Below are 16270 nucleotides of genomic sequence, written 5' to 3' on the forward strand. Positions count from 1 at the left end.
TGAGCGTTCACATTGGTCCGGAAATGGTGTTCACGTTGAATCGGAATTGGTGTTCATGATCGGCCGGAATATGCACCATCGAGACTACGACCGATCCATGACCGTTTGCAGAACAGAAGTGAACATCTCAGGGAGACGGTTCATATCTTCGCAATACGGTTGCAGTTCGGGTTCGAGGCCAATCAGTTCTATTGCCCCGCCACCAAAGCGAACAGCACAGACTTTGATGCCGTACTCTTTTGCTTTGGGTATTACCTGCCTCAGGTCACCGTCACCGTCAGTCAGAATAAACACCAGCTTGGTGTCCTCCTTTCTGTTGGCAAGATTCCCCATCGCGGCATAGCACGCCGGTCCAGTTTCAGTACCACCGCAAGGCATTGCGAGGTTACCCAGCACGCCTTTCGTCTCCCAGTCATGGACCAGTGTGCAATCATCGTTGAACTGAATGACAGACACAGAGAAGTCCTTGAGGCCTTGGAGGGCCTTGACCAGTGACGCGCAAGCAGTACCGGCACCGTAGTGCGTGGTGGGGTACATGGAGCCAGAGGTATCAAGCATGATCTGAACAGCAGCGGACGGTGTCCGTGTGCTCAGGGTGTGCTCAAACACTCTCAGGTTACCTGCGGGCAGACGAGCCAGACGACGACCGTTCAACTTGCCTCCAGCAGTGCGAGGGGTCGTTTTGCGGTTGCTATGACTCAAACACCATTTTTTAAGTGATGTTTGGGCAGCCTGGACGGCTTTGTTATCTACTTCGTACAGACATGCAAAGCGAGCGATGTCGCGCTTCATGGTCATCGACTCTTGGAAGGGGTCGCCTTCGGTGGGGTCAAACGTGGCATTGAAACGATTGTCGATGGCTTCGGCAATCCCGTCGCAAATATCCTTCGGGATCACTTCTTCGCCATTTTCATCGAACCACATCCAGTCGCGCTCCGGGTCGTACTCGGAACGTGAATTGGAGCTTTGCCCGCCACCTTGGGTTTGCTGATCTTGAGCGTTGCCACCATCAACATCAGACTGGTTTTCACCTGCCTGGTTGGATTGGTCGCTACTCTCATCACCATCTTCGTCGCTGTCGTCGCCACCGGAGTTACCCCCAGCTTGGCCGTCAGCTTCGTCGTCCCCATCTTCGCCGTCAGTGTCGCCAGCATTGCCTGCGTCACTGTCGGTGTCATCGGTGTCATCGGTGTCGTCAGTGTTGCCACTGTCTTGACCGTCACTCTCGCCCTCTTCATCATCATTCTGCTGCTGCTGCTGCTGCTGCTGCTGCTGCTGCTGCTCTTCCTTCGCTTCATCAATCAACGCCAACACCTCGATAGCGAGCTTGAGGGCCCCTGCTGTGCTGGTGAGATTGGATAATTGAAGGAAACATTCACCAAATTTGAAGTACAGCTCCTTTGAAACACGGGATTTCAGGATGCTAAACGCCAGATCGGCGCGTTCCTTCATGGCAACTTGGCTGAGCAGGTGGTATCTGCCTCCGAAGAGGAAGAAACTGTTAACGAGGCTATTCAGACCCATTCCCTGAGTAGGGATGGACCAGAAAGACTCATCCTCACACAGCGTTGATACCATCCGGTGAAGGTTCATAGCTGAACCCTTGTACCGCTTGCCGATGAGGCCTTCGATACGGATGTCTTCCAGCACATTGGTCATGTGACGGACGCTCTCACCCTTGGCAAAACTATCTGCAATGGCGGACCATTCTGTGAAACGGATATGACCGGATTCGTGGTCGATGTAACCATGAACCAGGTTGAGATCACGCTCAGTCATGTACTGATTAAGCGCGACAGACATCCACCAAGAACTGCCCCGTTTGGTGCAGTAGGTAGAGTTCCCGATCACAACTTTGGTATTTGCGCCACCAATGGTGGAGCCAAGTGTACTGAGTACACCCAAGTTCAATTTTTTCTTCATAGTAAATCCCTTAAAAAATTAAACCCTCCCGGAAAGGGAGGGTTGTCCATGCCAAACGGCTTAAATCCCGAAGGATTCCCAATCAACAACTGCGTTCGCATTCGCTTGCTGTGCAGGAGCCGGTGTAAACACAGGCAGCACAGAAGGCGAAGCGACGGAGGGGTTGTTGAAACCGAAAATGCTGTTGAGAGCACTGTCGTTCATCTCAACCTGGTTGTTGTTCATCCAGGTTTCGACGGCGTTGGGGTCGCTGAGGACCGACAGATATGCGACGAGCGCAACCTGTTTATCTCCAACGATCGGGGCAACCAGCGTAGATGCCAGGGCATCGAACTGGTCAGAGAAGGACTCCAGCGCGGGGTGAAGGATCGAGAAATCCTTGCACTTATCCGCGAGTCTCTTGATAGGCTTGATGGACTTTGGATCCACCTGTTGCTTACCAAGAATTTTGTCCTTTATTGCTGCTGCCTCTTCACAAATTTCCTGCATTGCTGCGTCAATAATCTCTTTGGCGGTGCCATTGAGATCGTCGGTCAGCGGCATGAATTTGCTCGGAGTGGGTAAAAAGATAGAGAAGCTAGCCCTAAAGCTTTGCCAATCTAACCGCACAGCATCAATTACCTTCTTCACTGGGTCAGGCTGTTGCGACTTATGGGCCTCAATTAAGAGGTCATAGTTCGGCATTAACAGATCAACGTTCATGAAGAACTTTTGCTTTTCAATTTCGAACTCAGCAAGCAGCTGGTCTAATTTATCAAGCGGGACAAGCGTGCCAGCACCCCAAGCAACGCCGTAGCTCTGAATGAGCCTGTCGATTGCATGGTAGCTTGCAGACCTGAATTTCAATGGAGACTTCGGGAACCATTCGACAGTACCAGCGTTAATTGCGGCACCGCTAAGATTCTCACCGTTCAGAACAGCATGAGCCCCTTTGAGGGTCTTTTTGCCATCATTTCCACGTTTGACCGGGGACTGAACCAATGCAAAACCAGATTTCACCAGAACTTCCATTTCGTTTGACATAGCAGTTTCCTTTTCGCCATTGGCGATTTGTGCCCGAGGGCTGGGTTCGTATCCACAGGGCGCAACTCATCGCACAAGCCATTGCTGACTGGTGTGGTGTAGATGCGCGTCTGGGAGGATTTAACTGGCCGGAATGGTCAGTTATTTAAATATGCTTACCAGGATGGTCGCATATTGATTACTGAATAACTGACCGAGTTGGGCAGTTATTTTGAAAGATGCTCTCCAGGGATGGAGGGCATATTCATTTTCAAAGACTCTTGTTGAGTTCTTTGGTTGTTATCTGACTTTGGGTGAGGTCGTTTCCAAGGATGCGCTGACTGATCGCATCGAAAACTTCCTTGTCCGGGTTAGATAACATATCGCGGTAGGCGAAATTCACAGCTTCAATAAACGGAGTGTTGGCTCCGAAAGTGATTGCTGCGTCTAACAGGTTCCGCTGGGTACGCATCGAATAAATGCTATCCATCGGTCTGTCTATATCACCGTCGCGGTTCGGACCTAAAGCGGCGTCGCGGAGCTCGTTAGCAACCTGGACCATAGTGGTCAGGAAGTTCTTACTGAGCTGCGGATAAGCTGCTTCAAGCATTTTCATTTCTTCACCAGCGGTCAAATACTTGATCTCCATGCCAGCCCAACGTGCTCTGAAAGCAGCGTCAAGGGGACGGGAGGACAAATACCGAACACTGGTGCCATCGCCAATCGTATTTGATGTTCCAAATACTTTGGTGTTGGGGTGCTTGTAAATCACTTCGCCGGTCTCGGGAATAGTGACTGGTTTTCCATCGGTGATAGCGTGCAAACGGGCGGATAATTCGTCGCTTACTTTGTCCACTTCATCCAACAGGATCCAGCCACCATCACGGTAGAGGCGCATGACATCACTCAACACATAACGGGTGATAACACCTTCACCTTGCGGATTGGGTATCAACTTCACGCCGCCATCAACAACTTCCGGTAACATACTGGCGTGACACTCAACTCTTGCGAGCGGAATGTTCAAACGAGCAGCCAAGAACATTACGAACTCAGTTTTGCCCGTTCCAGTCTCCCCTCTAAGAAGCAAACTTTGCTTCATGGTTGGAGAGGAGGCCCACAACATGCACTTGCGTGCTTCACGGACAGGTACCAGGTATCCGTTGGGAACATCAGGCACAAGGCGTTGATATTTCCAAGCATCGACACAGTGAGTGACCAGATTGGGCATTCCCAATTCCTGGAGCAGTACACTGGCAGACTCGGATTTGAAAACAGGCAGGCCGTTTCCGTTATTAATGCTTACTACAGATGCGTTGTTAGTGTTCATAAAAATCTCCTTGTCCTGATGGACTTGATTTATTAATTAATCCAGATGGATTCATGGTGGGTAAACAATATTGATATTGTCCAGAAGGGACATTACGGCTTGGGGTGACTGAAAGTTGTTCTACCAGGGCAGAATAAGCAATCAGTCCCAAGGATTAGAGGTCTAGCTTCAAGCACTCACGTACCTGATGTTTGAACTCAGCGAGTGAATGGTTGTATACGTCCAGCCAATCCACTCCTTTCTTGGTGATATTCTCTAAACCGTTAGGTTCGATAGGCACCAAGATGCGTACACATTTGCCAGCAGCTCTTAACCGGGTGGCTAATACTTCTGCTGAGGTCAGTCCTTGTCCTCCGTTGTAGTCGTTGTCGGCAAAAATAATCACCTTCTCAACTTCGTCGGGGATAATCACAGACTCTAAGAGTGCTGAGGAGTAACAGGCCCAGACAGGAAGTTTCGAACCGGCCATGACAGCTAAACCAGTTTCAATACCCTCTGTGAGTGCCAAGATGTTACCGCGAGGACCATTTTTGGTCGGTGAGAGTCGGATGGCGCAGCCATTGACTTCACCTTTCTGGGCAGGGGGAGGGAGCATCATCTTGCGATTTTTGCCCTTGATCCCGTGTCCATTTTCATCGAGGTAAATCCGATGCACCGTCATGATTTCGCCGTTAGGTTTTCTCATGATGCCAAGCAGTGCATTTTTGTGTGTTACTACATCATTCGCGTCGCGGTGAAATACTCCGGTTGCAATGCGTAAATCACTACATGCAAACGCAGGGATACCACGACTTTCACAATACGACTTGTAGAGTTGATGTCTGGCACTGGGAACGCTGCGATTAAGCAGGGCGTCGAGGGTGCCTTTCATTCTCTTCAACTCGTGTTCATCGATCTTCGGTACACAGCGGGTAACTGCACACTTGGGAGTCGACGTAGCAACAGCTGAACCACCAAGTAACTTGACGATCAGCTTTGCAGCTTTACCAGGATTGTTACCGCATTCAGGTTCAAGCTTCATTATCATGTCGATACCGGTCGCGATGCGTCCGAAATCGTTGTGATAACCTGCTCCTGTTTGCTCCCAATCCTTATAGAGTCGAAACTTCGTTTTACCATTACCTGTGAAGGGGCATGGCACTTGCGACAAGGTTCGATTTGCTGCGACCATTACGGAAGGATAGTGCTGAAATACTGAACCCCATCCACCGTGAGCACTGACAGTGTCAAGTGCTTGTTTAATGATAGACATACAAACCTCCTTGTTATTTATCCTGCAAACGTAAGAATGCTGGGGTATCCATAAAGCCCTCATCGTAGAGATTGATGACGGCTGGTGTTTTTGAAATGCGGATATAACGCTTGTGTTTCTTACCCGTGCTGAAAGCAAAGAGAGACTGCATTACACACACAAAACTAAAAACGATGGTGGTAAAAAAGCTGACGCTAATATTCTTGATAGAATTGAACATGGTAATATCTCCGTCCCAGAGGGAAGTGGTCTATAAAGTAAGAAACGCCTACAAGGTATTGGTCTATAAAGTAAGAAACGCCTACAAGGTATTGGTCTATAAAGTAAGAAACGCCTACAAGGTATTAGTCTATAAAGTAAGAAAAAAGTAAGAAACGCCTACAAGGTATTGGTCTATAAAGTAAGAAACGCCTACAAGGTATTAGTCTATAAAGTAAGAAACGCCTACAAGGTATTGGTCTATAAAGTAAGAAACGCCTACAAGGTATTAGTCTATAAAGTAAGAAATGCCTGCAAGGTGTACTGGGTCGTTAAACGCATAAATGCGCAGATGCGTGTTGCAGTCGCATAACACTGTATTGCAAGGTCTCCATCTTTAGATTTCGACCGTCCACATCCACCCGTGAGTTTCAGTGCGCCCGAGATTATCCAGTTGAGCTCGACTGGCGAGAAATGTTCAGCTAAAGCATTTTGTGCAATAGGAGAAGGGATTTCTCAGTTGGGGTAATCATTAACCAAGTTCAGTTTGCCGCTTGTGACGGCCTTGATAACATCAGTTGAGTAAGTACCTGATGAGTCCGACCGCTATGGTGGAGATGACCCAAGCAGCGGTGACGTAGGTGACCAGGTATTTCAGGACAAACATATTTCCTTCCAGGGTCACGCCGACGGTACAGTTCCAAGAACTCTGTTGAGAATGCTTGAAGCTGCTCCGAACCATATGTAACGCGCACTGGATGAGTCATGCTGAAAGGCCGCTCGGTGTGGAACGCGGTTGCCTGTCAGCCACTCGATTGTGGCGGCGTTGCTGGCTGTGAATGGAGAAATGCAGGAATAGCAAACCACCCCAGGTACCAACGTGTCCCTTGTGGACATCCATGGTCGTGGGGTGATTCGAAAGCGCAAAGCGCATAAAGACAGGTACGTGTAGCAGACTTGGCAGTGTGGCTGGATGAGCGACTGCGTTTTTACCTTGGCCAGCCCCGGAGGGCTGGTGCTTACTTTGTTCTGGAGTCCACGAAGGAACTCTTGGTGTCTTTCTACCGGCGTGACGCTGGTTTTTTTTGGACCCGACTAGGGGTTGACTCCACAGTAAGGGCGTATACCTATCCTGTCAAGTAACATCCATACATTCTATACATCGCCAGGTTTGAGGGCGATCTGTGTGATCGTCAAGGCTTGATCCAGCACCAGCTCGTTCAGGTAGATGCAGGGTTTGGCGTGGGAATGAAGCTCCAGCCGGTGAATGGCGCGGGTCATCCCGACATACATCAGGCGGCGTTCCTCCTCTATCGTCTCAGGGGTATCGGACTTGTTGGAAGGCAGCACCCCGTCGTTGCAGCCGATGATCGCGACGTTGTCCCATTCCAATCCCTTTGCGCCATGCAGGGTGGCCAGCGTCACGACAGTGGGCTCCAGGGTCAGCTCGGTCTTCTGCTTGATGGCATCGAGCTTGTCGACGAAATAGTGCAGCCTGGTGTGCCAACTACCGGTTGCAGCGAGCACGAACCCAATGACGGTCTCGCAGGTCTTAAAGTCGCCCTTTTCGAACGGGAGCTTTTTCAGGGTGTCCTTGATGTCTCGGCAATACTTGTTCATTTTGGCGAGGTCATCCGTGTCGCCGTGAGCCGCCAGTACCATCAGCAATGCGTTCTTGATGAGCCCGGGTTGCAGGTTAAGCGTTGCCTCAGCCAGGCTTAACCGGCCTATGTCCGTGAACGCATCGACCTCGTCGTGGTCCATCTGGAACATGTAGGATAACGCATAGTGCGAGTTCTGATCCGTGCGGCCATGGAGTGCCATCTTGAACAGTCGCAACATGCTGTCCGCCGCAGACTCTTCCCAAATTGACTGTCCGCCAATGCGCTTGCAGGTGATGTTCTCCTCTCGCAGCTTGAGCTCCATGACATCCAGGTACAGCCCATTTCGGCTCAGTACCGCCCAGCTCCCCTCGTGCTTCATGATGGAGTTGCTAACGGCCTGGAAGGAGATCTCACTGTCAGGTGCAGTGACAATGGAGATCTGGCCCGGGTGTTTGGCAGCGGCGTTCATCGCCTTAGCAATGCGGCCAGTATTGGCGCTGATCGTGCGCCCCGCCGCTTTGAGGATCATGGTGCCGCAGCGATAGCAGGTCGAGAGGTAGTAGGTCTGCGCCGCGAACTGCTCGGTGTACATGCTCATGATCTTGAAGCCGAGGCCGCCCCGGAACGAGTAGATGCTCTGATCGTCATCGCCGACGGCGGTCACCTTGATCCCGTGTGCAGCGTGCTCCCACAGCCACGCCAGTTGCACCTCATCGGTATCCTGGAACTCATCGACGATCATATGGGTAACGTTCAGGCGGCGAACCTTGTCAGCACGTAACCCCAGCACCACCTCCCGGCAAGCGATGTTGTAGTCAGTGTCATTTTGTCTCTCGCACCTGCTCATGTAGGCGCGGGTAATGGATGAGAGCGAGCTCAATACGAGGTTGCGGGTTTCTCGGTCGATGGTCTGCTTGGCTTCTTGAAAATCACCAAAGAACCCATCGTCCATCATGGAGTTCGTAATGGTGATGTTTTGTTTTGGGCCAAGGAGGAGTTTTTTGGCGTTGGGCAACTGCCGGTACTGCTCGCCGATGATTGCGTGGAAGGTCGAGACGCCGACCCGATCGAAATCCTTCTTGCTCAGCAGCAGCTTGAGTTTGCTGCTGATGCTGACCGCAGCGGCCTTGGTGAAGGTCACCATCCATGGTCTGGCCTTACGGTCTGCCTTCAATAGATCGACAATCGCCGCGATGCAGGTGGTCGACTTGCCCGATCCTGGTAGCGCGACGGCGAGGTTGTTTCCGCTACGGGTCATGACGGCATTGGCGATCTGCATTTGCTCTGCTGATAACATTTAGGTGTCCCTTGGTTGTTCCAGTGAATCATATTAATGTAGTATGACAGGACAAATACAGGCATTTTACGGCGGTGGCAATGGCGGACTTAAATAACGTGGCTACAGGCGCAAAGAACCAGTGCCAGCCTCGGGCTAATGAGCGGTTCTGTAAGTGCTGCTATGGGATTGTGGAAGCCGGTGAAGATGACACCTGTAGCGTGTGCGGCCAGCCCACTACGCGGCGTCTGAGCCGTATTCTCCGGGTGCTTGGCCCGCTGCTGTTGTCCGCCGTCTCTCTGTCCCCCCTTGCTACCGAGTGCCCGGAGCTCTATTTGACAAAGCGCGAGCCCCAGATTCTAGGGCCTGTATCTGGGCGCTTCTTCGAGTTGTGCAATCGGGAGTATGCCGTTCTTGTTTCAGAAGTAACTATGTCGCCTCTCTATGCGGTGGAGCGGTTGACGCCCGCGCAGATGAAGGGGGCCGATCAGATCACGCGATCACACGTTGAGTTTGGTGAGGATTACCGTTTGCCGGTTGAAGTGCGGGCGACCTCGTACAGCTTCTCCCAATCTGGGTGGGACCGTGGCCACCTCGCCGCCGCAGCTGACTTTGGCAGCAAGGCTGCACAGGATGAGTCGTTCCTGCTATCGAATGTCGTCCCGCAGTCCCCAAAAGTTAACAGAGGCGTATTCGCTGACATCGAGCGGGCGGTGCGGCACATTGCACACAAGAGCACTACCCATGTGGTGACAGGACCGCTCTACCTCGGCGCACCCCGGTATCTCAGCAATACCAGCATTGCGATCCCATCAAATCTCTACAAGGCGGTGTACAGTCCACAGGCCGGGATGGTTGGGGTCTACGTTGTCGGTAACGGCGACGATGAGACGTATTCTGTGCTGAGTGTCGACGAGTTCACTCGGCTGTCGGGCATTGATGTATTCCCAACGCTTCCCGATGATGTGAGGGCCTACAAGGCGTTGCCCAAGCCGTTTTCGCGGGAGGTCGCCTACTGAGTTACCCGCTGATCCCATAGCTGATCGCCCCCAGAACCCGCCTTTAAGTCGAGGGCTCCCCACGCGGAGCCATTTGTTGTTGCATCTGTGTAAATTTCACTTGCAGCCAGTCTCATTTATGGCCAACGATCATGCTTAGGCAATGGATTGTTAGGTGACTTGAATGCGTCGAGTGAACTTTGTGGTGCGAGATGTGGTTCGCTCCACCCTGATCGGCGGGTTGATGGGGCTGGGTGGCGGGGTGATCCTCAGTGGCTACAGTCCTTTCATGTGGCTAACGATGGGCACCTGTGGCGCGGCGGCGGGGGCCTCAAGGGCGGTACATTGGAAGCACCGCCGATTTAGGCTGATCCGGCGGCTACGCGGGCTGGAGGTTGATGGTAAAAAGAGGAGCCTGTGATTTAGGCTCCTTTTTATCTCTGCGGTTATCAGGTGTTCGGGATCACCTTGAACACCACCTCGTCGTTGTCTGCCAACTGACTGTTGGGGATACCATCAATCCGGTAGGTCAGGGTCACACCGCTGCCGTCTGCCTCAATCTGGCTGATCCGGTGGCTCCAACTCAACTCGGAACTACGTGCCGTGGTATCGGTTTTGAGGCAGCGGACGCTGTCGTTATCCTGGTTACAGAACGGTATGTCGTAGATGGTCACCCCGGTAAGGCCGAACTCACGCGGCATGAGACGGTTGGTGTCAGACATCGTCGGGGCCATATGAGAGGTCTTACGGAAGTTGACGCTACTCATAGTCCGGGTCTTGCCGACCCAGGCCCCCAGCTTGAAGCTCTTCACCTCGCAGTCATCGACAAGGCCGACGATCTTGACGGTGGCGCTGACACTCACCGTCTCTTGAAGGCCTGGTTCTATCTTGATGTCCGACACCTGGCTGACATCGTACCGCTTGTGACACTCTGGACCAGCTGCGAGCGCCAGTTTGCTCCCCAGTTCGGTGGTGGCTAGTCCACTGCGAATGGTGGCAGTGTTGCCAGCCATTGCCTGCAAGGCAGCGTACTTGGCCGCAGCGGCATCGGACAGGGCGGTGTTGCTTACCGGATTGGTGTTCGCAGCGTCGGCCAGCTCCCCCAGGTGGGCTTTCATTGTCGCGTTCTCGGCGGTCAGCTTGCCAAATTCCTGCCCGGTCTTGTTATCCAGATCGAAGGCCATGGCGACGCGCATTTGATCGGTGCCGACGGCATAGGCAGCCACCACCTTGCTACCCACGATCCCGGCCTGAACCAGCTGCAACTCCTGAGTCTGTTTATCACCCTTGAAGCTGGTCACCCGGGCGATGGTGCCGCGCTGCTGCTTGAGCGCCATGTCCTGCAATTGAGGGGTCATGCGAGCAACGATCTGCTCTTGTGTCTCACCTGGTCGCACATCGGTTACCGCTTCCACCGTGACCGTCTCGGCAGCTGCCGTACCAGCAGCGAGCAAACAACAGAGGGTAACAGCTCGTTGTCCCTGATGGAGATTCATGATTCGTAGCCTCTCAGTGTTGACGATGGACATAAAGTAGCGCATTTTTTGACGTTTAAAAAACGGTTTCATCTATTCTCTGGGGATATATTGATGTATTCTTTAACCCAGGCCATCAGCCGATCATTGGCCAGCAGTACAACCTCAGTGGGATGCTGTAGAAGTCCACGAAGGAAAATGTGCCAGGCGGGGAGTGATGTCCGGTCATCGTGGCAAAGCTCATCGGCTGCAAGCGTTCGTGCAGCTGGAGAAGAGGGAGTGGAATATGATGAGAAAAACCTCCACTTATGGCAAAGCCATTATCTTTGTTGTTATTGTTTGGATGGTCAGCGAGATTTTTAGCTTTCCATCAGTAATGCGCCAGCCCGACACGCAAATAAAACTTATGAACGGGTCATTTTCATTTAATGGGTACTTTGACAAGTTATTAAATAATTATAATAGACCGTCCACGGCTCCGAGTGGCTTTCCATGGCCAACTACAGCTGCATATATTCAAGGCTTCGAAATTCTTAATGTCGGAGGGCTGTCATCAATCACTATTGATAATAGCCGAAAAGAACACGATGTATTTGTGAGGGTGGTTGTCCATACCGTGCAGGGTAATTTCCCTGTCCGTCAATTTTATATTCCAGCATTTGGCTCATTCACTGCTAAACAGCTTACCCCAGGCGAGTATGAGATCCGCTTCCAAGACCTTATTACCGGCGAAATGAATAAATTTGCGCCACATCGTTTAGAGGAACGCATGACGGATGCGGGGCAGGTCATTGGCCAAGGTTATACCGTTACCCTATATGGCGTAATTAACGGAAATGCGCCAACGGCACGAATGTCGAAAGATGAGTTCTGACCATGGATAAAGGTGCCGGTATTAAATAGAAGAATGGCCGCCAAGTTGAGCCAATCAAATTGGCGATATGATTGTTCAGATTTGCAGTTTGATGGAGTGTGTCAGGATGATGTTGACCAGAGCGGCACTACTGGTGCTCTCAATGGCGGGCCTTTACGCCTGTGGTGGTGGAGATGGCGACACAGGGCAAGATTCAGGCATAACGCCCTCGGCGGCCCCAAGCAGTGTGCGAGAGGCATTATTGAAAATGGATGCCGATGGCACCGCGCCAAAGTTAAACCGCGATGCAGACGTAGCAGGTACGGATGTGGATGGTAATGGTGTACGTGATGACCTGGACGCCTACATCAACTCACTACCAGATACTGAACCCCAGAAAAAGGCATTGAGACAGGGTTACAGGGTGCTCAGGAACCTGCTGCTGCTGGATACGACGGATACCACAGCTGTCCTCGATGGTATGAGAAATTCTGCCGCTTCTATATGGTGCATCTACTCACGGTATGGCTCAGATGCCAACAAAAAGTCAGGGGAGGTGGAAAAATATACAGTCAACACGGAAGAGCGATTCAAAGCCTATGCCCGGTTTAACGCTGCCGCCAGCGGGCATTCCGCAGTCATGCCGAGGGGGGATGGCTGTGATGAATAAGATGATCAACATAGCGTAATTGCCGTTGCAGTCCTGGCAGCCTAGTCCCCCACGGCTCATGCGGTGAATCTATGCGTTGGCAAGGGGATCACATTCCAGCATTAGGCTCATTCACTGCTAAACAGCTTACACCAGGCGAGTATGAGATCCGCTTCCAAGACCTTATTACCGGCGAAATGAATAAATTTGCGCCACATCGTTTAGAGGAACGCATGACGGATGCGGGGCAGGTCATTGGCCAAGGTTATACCGTTACCCTATAGCGCCAACGGCACGAATGTCGAAAGATGAGTTATGACCATGGATAAAGGTGCCGGTATTAAATAGAAGAATGGCCGCCAAGTTGAGCCAATCAAATTGGCGATATGATTGTTCAGATTTGCAGTTTGATGGATTGTGTCAGGATGATGAGGAGAAGCACATGAAAGAGGATTGGATTGGCCAGCGGGTTTGGTACCCGATAGACCGGGTTGACTACGGAGAAGGTGTGGTGATCTCTGTCGATGAAGACGCCGGGATCTGTAAAGTGCTGGACGATGACGATGGCCACACTTACCACGGGCAACTTGAACTGGTGGAGCGGATCGAACTTGACGACAGCCCAGCCTGGTCGCTTTTTTAGCGCCCCTTTTTGGGTTCAAACCAGAGCAGCCAATGTATGCCATCTGACATTGTGCGGCCTTTGCTGGTTCTTACTTCTCAAGACGCCATCAGTGTCTTGGCGGTACGACCAGTAATCTAAAGATTGATACGCTAAGGGTGTTTGTGAATGATACCCTTTTATAGACCGTTTCATATGGTGTATAATGAAGGTTATATGTCATATGAAATATAGGGGCTAAATGAGGACTAATCTATGAGTTTACGCTGCGGGTTCGATACCTACGAGATCAGTGACACCATGATCGTGCTGATAGACCGGAATGAGACCGGGTTAGCCTCGGTGACCAATCAGGCCGATGAGGTGGTCACCTGGTTGCAACTCCACCTGAACGGTGGGATCGGTTTGCGCCGGGTCTATTACCGCGATAGCGACGGCAGATTTGATGAGTTGGTGGTCAAGGGTGGCCGGTTCGCCAGCTTTCGCGCCTGCCCCCCCAGCCAGCAGCAGTATTTTCGCTCGCTCTACTACGCACAGCAGGAGTCGGTATGAACGAGTTGGTTCTGACTGATAACAGCTCGGGGGGCCCGCTGCAACTGGCTTGGGACCAGATGCGGCCCGACGATCTGAGTACCCTGATGCGCCAAGGGTGGTTGCGTGGGGTCCGGCTGGAGCAGGATCCCAACGTCCAGATCACGATAAGTCGCTTCATGCGCGAGTTTATCAGCCATCTGGAAAACCGCGCCACCCGCACCGCCCGGCAACTCCGCTGCATGTGGTTCCAGTTCGAGGCGTGGTGTCGTGAAAAGGAGCTGACCTCACTCCCAGCGGAACTGGAGACGGTAAAGCGTTATCTCTCACAGCGAGCCCTGGACAAACACAGGAACACACTCGGCATGGACCGCTGGGCCATCTCCCGCATTCACCAGGAGTGCGGATGCCCCGATCCGACCGCTGACCGCACGATACGGAACATGCTGGGTGATTATACCCGCGACAAGGTGCTCAATGGCGAAACCATTAAGCAGGCTACCCCGCTGCGCGAATACCATCTGGACGAACTCGACAGGATGTGGGGAAACAGCCCGGTTCTGGCCGACCGGCGGGATCTGGCCTTGCTGACCCTGGCTTACGAGACCCTTCTGCGGGCGGCGGAGGTGGCTCGGGTCAAGCTCAACCACCTGACGATGAAGCCCGATGGCAGCGCGGTGCTCACCATCCCGCTAACCAAAACCAATGTATCGGGCGATCCTGACGTAACCATCCTTTCCCGGCAAGCCATGCGGTTGATCCGCGAGTATTTCAGCCTGGCGGGGCGGGTGTTCGATACCAAGCTCGATGATCCGCTGTTTGCTGGCATCAACCCAGAAGGCTGTTCAGTCAAAAGGGTGAGGCACCTGGGCTACTCCACTGTTCTACGGATCTTCACCCGTGCCTCGACCGTGCTAGCAGTGGAGGAGTTGGGTATCCCGCCATTTACTGCTCACTCATGCCGGGTTGGGGCCGCGCAAGACCTCGCTGCATCCGGTGAAAATGCCTTGAAGATCATGATGTCCGGTCGTTGGAAAAGTGAAGTGATGGTGATGAAATATTGCCGAAGCATCTTTGCTGAGGAAGGCGCGATGGCCAAGCGTCGTGCCAACCGGAGCTAGTAGAACGGCGTGGATGTACCGCAAGGACAATGACAATACGGACGAAAGAAGGCCGAAGCCAACAACACAGAGGCACCACAATGGGTGCCGATAAGAAGGATTGCAGACATGGCGTTTAAGGGAACATTGGTGCGCTGGAACGGCGACAAGGGCTTTGGGTTCGTGCGATGCGACATGGATCAGAAGGAGTATTTCGTCCATATCTCGGCCTTCCCCCGAGATGGTGTGCCGCCCCGGCTCAATGAGAGCTTGAGCTTTGAGATTGGGGCCGGGCGCGATGGCCGCCCCAGAGCCGAGTCGGTGCGCCGGGCCGGTAGCAGTGTGCCGCCCAGAGTCCTCCATCCACATCGAGCGCCGAGCAAGCCCCAGGCTCAGCGTCGTCCTAAGCCGCGTTCATCACGCCCGAGGTTTACCTCGTTGCTGATGAGTGTGGCGTTGCTGGCGGGCGGCTACTTGGCAGCCAAGCCATTTCTGTCCGGCCATGGGTCGCACCCCATCGCGCAGGTGAGCCAGGCCAACTCAAGCGGCGGGGATGAGCAGCAGGAAGTCAGGGTGGATGTCGCAACCAGCCGATTCCGTTGCGATGGTCGGCAATATTGCAGCCAGATGCAAAGTTTGGAGGAGGCGCAGTTCTTCCTCGACAACTGCCCGAACACCAAGCTAGATGGTAATTACGACGGCGAACCCTGCGAGGCGCAGTTCGGCCAGTGATCGCCTGCCTTGTTGTCCCTTGAGAACAAGGGCCCCGACACGATAGGCAGGTCACCGGTGCAGTGCGATGCGCGAAAGAGCAAATCAAAACAGCAATATGATGAATCACATTGTGAATATGATGGGGCCACGGTGAGCGTTGCCCCAGATTTACCATTATTTCCTCCGTGGACATCGACCAGATACAGCGGTCTGGCTCCCAGAAGACCATCATATCGAAAATATGAAGCATCAATATCGCAATATGATTAGGCGGGGTTCAGCTCATCCGCTGTCCCAGGGCGGCGATAGAGGGCAAAGGCCATCTCGATAGGCAGCTCTATCCTGGCTCCGATGGCGTCGAGTCTTTGGGGCCTGTCCGCCTGCTTGTTCGCTTCCACGATGTTGTCTTGGCTGTACTGATCCAGCAGAAGAAGTCCAAACCTCCCTCTATATCCTGCCGTATCTCCCCGAGGGCGAATGCGAGCTCGGAACTGCTCCCCGGTAAAGGTGCGTTTCTGCACCCGATCGCTCCCTGCATAGTCATAGAGGTCTGTGGTGCTGACCGACAGGGTCAGGACCAGTGAGTCCGAGCTTAGGCTAAACCGAGATAGTGGCGGGAAGCCCAACTCGCTTTAGCTGTGTGGCCAAGTCCTCATATACCTCCCTGGGGGAACCGCAGAATTCGGAAAAAATCGTACGCTAAGCTAACGGTGTTCTCGTGACAGCTCTTTGACTAGGCTTTC

At 52.7% G+C, this 16270-nt stretch carries 16 protein-coding genes; 8 read left to right on the top strand and 8 right to left on the bottom strand.

Going from position 1 to position 16270, the window contains the following annotated elements; all coding sequences use genetic code 11:
* Window positions 1-84 precede the first annotated feature (84 nt).
* The 6 genes from PG892_RS18550 to PG892_RS18575 all read right to left on the bottom strand — a co-directional run bounded on the left by PG892_RS18550 (window position 85) and on the right by PG892_RS18575 (window position 8606).
* Window positions 85-1923 carry a vWA domain-containing protein gene (locus PG892_RS18550; RefSeq protein ID WP_270825664.1) on the bottom strand — a complete coding sequence of 613 codons (1839 nt, stop codon included), beginning with the start codon at window positions 1921-1923 and terminating at the stop codon, window positions 85-87.
* A 60-nt stretch (window positions 1924-1983) separates the two neighbouring features.
* Entirely contained in the window at window positions 1984-2946 is a 963-nt protein-coding gene (locus tag PG892_RS18555; RefSeq protein WP_263685790.1) for a DUF3150 domain-containing protein, read from the bottom strand.
* A 250-nt stretch (window positions 2947-3196) separates the two neighbouring features.
* Window positions 3197-4255, bottom strand: coding sequence for an AAA family ATPase (locus PG892_RS18560; protein WP_270825665.1), 1059 nt, complete (start codon window positions 4253-4255; stop codon window positions 3197-3199).
* A gap of 154 nt (window positions 4256-4409) precedes the next feature.
* Window positions 4410-5507 carry a toprim domain-containing protein gene (locus PG892_RS18565; protein ID WP_270671107.1) on the bottom strand — a complete coding sequence of 366 codons (1098 nt, stop codon included), beginning with the start codon at window positions 5505-5507 and terminating at the stop codon, window positions 4410-4412.
* Window positions 5508-5520: 13 nt separating this feature from the next.
* Complete coding sequence (locus PG892_RS18570; RefSeq protein WP_202154967.1) at window positions 5521-5727, bottom strand: hypothetical protein; 207 nt, start codon at window positions 5725-5727, stop codon at window positions 5521-5523.
* 1133 nt (window positions 5728-6860) lie between these two features.
* On the bottom strand, window positions 6861-8606 hold the full coding sequence (locus PG892_RS18575) for a UvrD-helicase domain-containing protein (protein WP_270825666.1): 1746 nt from the start codon (window positions 8604-8606) through the stop codon (window positions 6861-6863).
* Window positions 8607-8686: 80 nt separating this feature from the next.
* Here PG892_RS18575 and PG892_RS18580 point away from each other — a divergent pair, with 80 nt between their 5' ends.
* The gene (locus PG892_RS18580; RefSeq protein WP_263685793.1) at window positions 8687-9604 is read left to right on the top strand and encodes a DNA/RNA non-specific endonuclease; all 918 of its coding nucleotides are present in this window, start codon (window positions 8687-8689) and stop codon (window positions 9602-9604) included.
* Between the two features lie 428 nt (window positions 9605-10032).
* Here the strand turns inward: PG892_RS18580 and PG892_RS18585 are convergent, their stop codons facing one another.
* Window positions 10033-10941 (bottom strand): hypothetical protein, encoded by a 909-nt coding sequence (locus PG892_RS18585; protein WP_270825667.1) that lies wholly within the window; start codon window positions 10939-10941, stop codon window positions 10033-10035.
* A gap of 403 nt (window positions 10942-11344) precedes the next feature.
* On the opposite strand from PG892_RS18585, the gene PG892_RS18590 reads away from it, so the two are divergent.
* From PG892_RS18590 to PG892_RS18620, 7 genes are all read left to right on the top strand, one after another.
* Complete coding sequence (locus tag PG892_RS18590) at window positions 11345-11932, top strand: hypothetical protein (RefSeq protein WP_148248187.1); 588 nt, start codon at window positions 11345-11347, stop codon at window positions 11930-11932.
* Window positions 11933-12038: 106 nt separating this feature from the next.
* Complete coding sequence (locus PG892_RS18595) at window positions 12039-12581, top strand: hypothetical protein (RefSeq protein WP_270825668.1); 543 nt, start codon at window positions 12039-12041, stop codon at window positions 12579-12581.
* A gap of 71 nt (window positions 12582-12652) precedes the next feature.
* Window positions 12653-12844, top strand: a complete 192-nt coding sequence (locus PG892_RS18600; RefSeq protein WP_270825669.1) for a hypothetical protein — start codon at window positions 12653-12655, stop codon at window positions 12842-12844.
* Window positions 12845-13002: 158 nt separating this feature from the next.
* Window positions 13003-13203, top strand: coding sequence for a hypothetical protein (locus PG892_RS18605; protein WP_263686610.1), 201 nt, complete (start codon window positions 13003-13005; stop codon window positions 13201-13203).
* Between the two features lie 234 nt (window positions 13204-13437).
* A complete protein-coding gene (locus PG892_RS18610) occupies window positions 13438-13734 on the top strand; it encodes a hypothetical protein (RefSeq protein WP_270804922.1) in 297 nt (98 codons plus the stop codon).
* The gene (locus PG892_RS18615) at window positions 13731-14834 is read left to right on the top strand and encodes a tyrosine-type recombinase/integrase (protein WP_202154972.1); all 1104 of its coding nucleotides are present in this window, start codon (window positions 13731-13733) and stop codon (window positions 14832-14834) included. Before PG892_RS18610 ends, PG892_RS18615 begins: the two co-directional genes overlap by 4 nt.
* A 108-nt stretch (window positions 14835-14942) precedes the next feature.
* A complete protein-coding gene (locus tag PG892_RS18620; RefSeq protein ID WP_270668466.1) occupies window positions 14943-15545 on the top strand; it encodes a cold-shock protein in 603 nt (200 codons plus the stop codon).
* A 248-nt stretch (window positions 15546-15793) separates the two neighbouring features.
* Here the strand turns inward: PG892_RS18620 and PG892_RS18625 are convergent, their stop codons facing one another.
* Window positions 15794-16048, bottom strand: a complete 255-nt coding sequence (locus PG892_RS18625) for a hypothetical protein (RefSeq protein WP_101618089.1) — start codon at window positions 16046-16048, stop codon at window positions 15794-15796.
* Window positions 16049-16270 lie beyond the last annotated feature (222 nt).

The organism is Aeromonas sp. QDB68, from assembly GCF_027707405.1.
Lineage (GTDB): Bacteria > Pseudomonadota > Gammaproteobacteria > Enterobacterales > Aeromonadaceae > Aeromonas > Aeromonas caviae.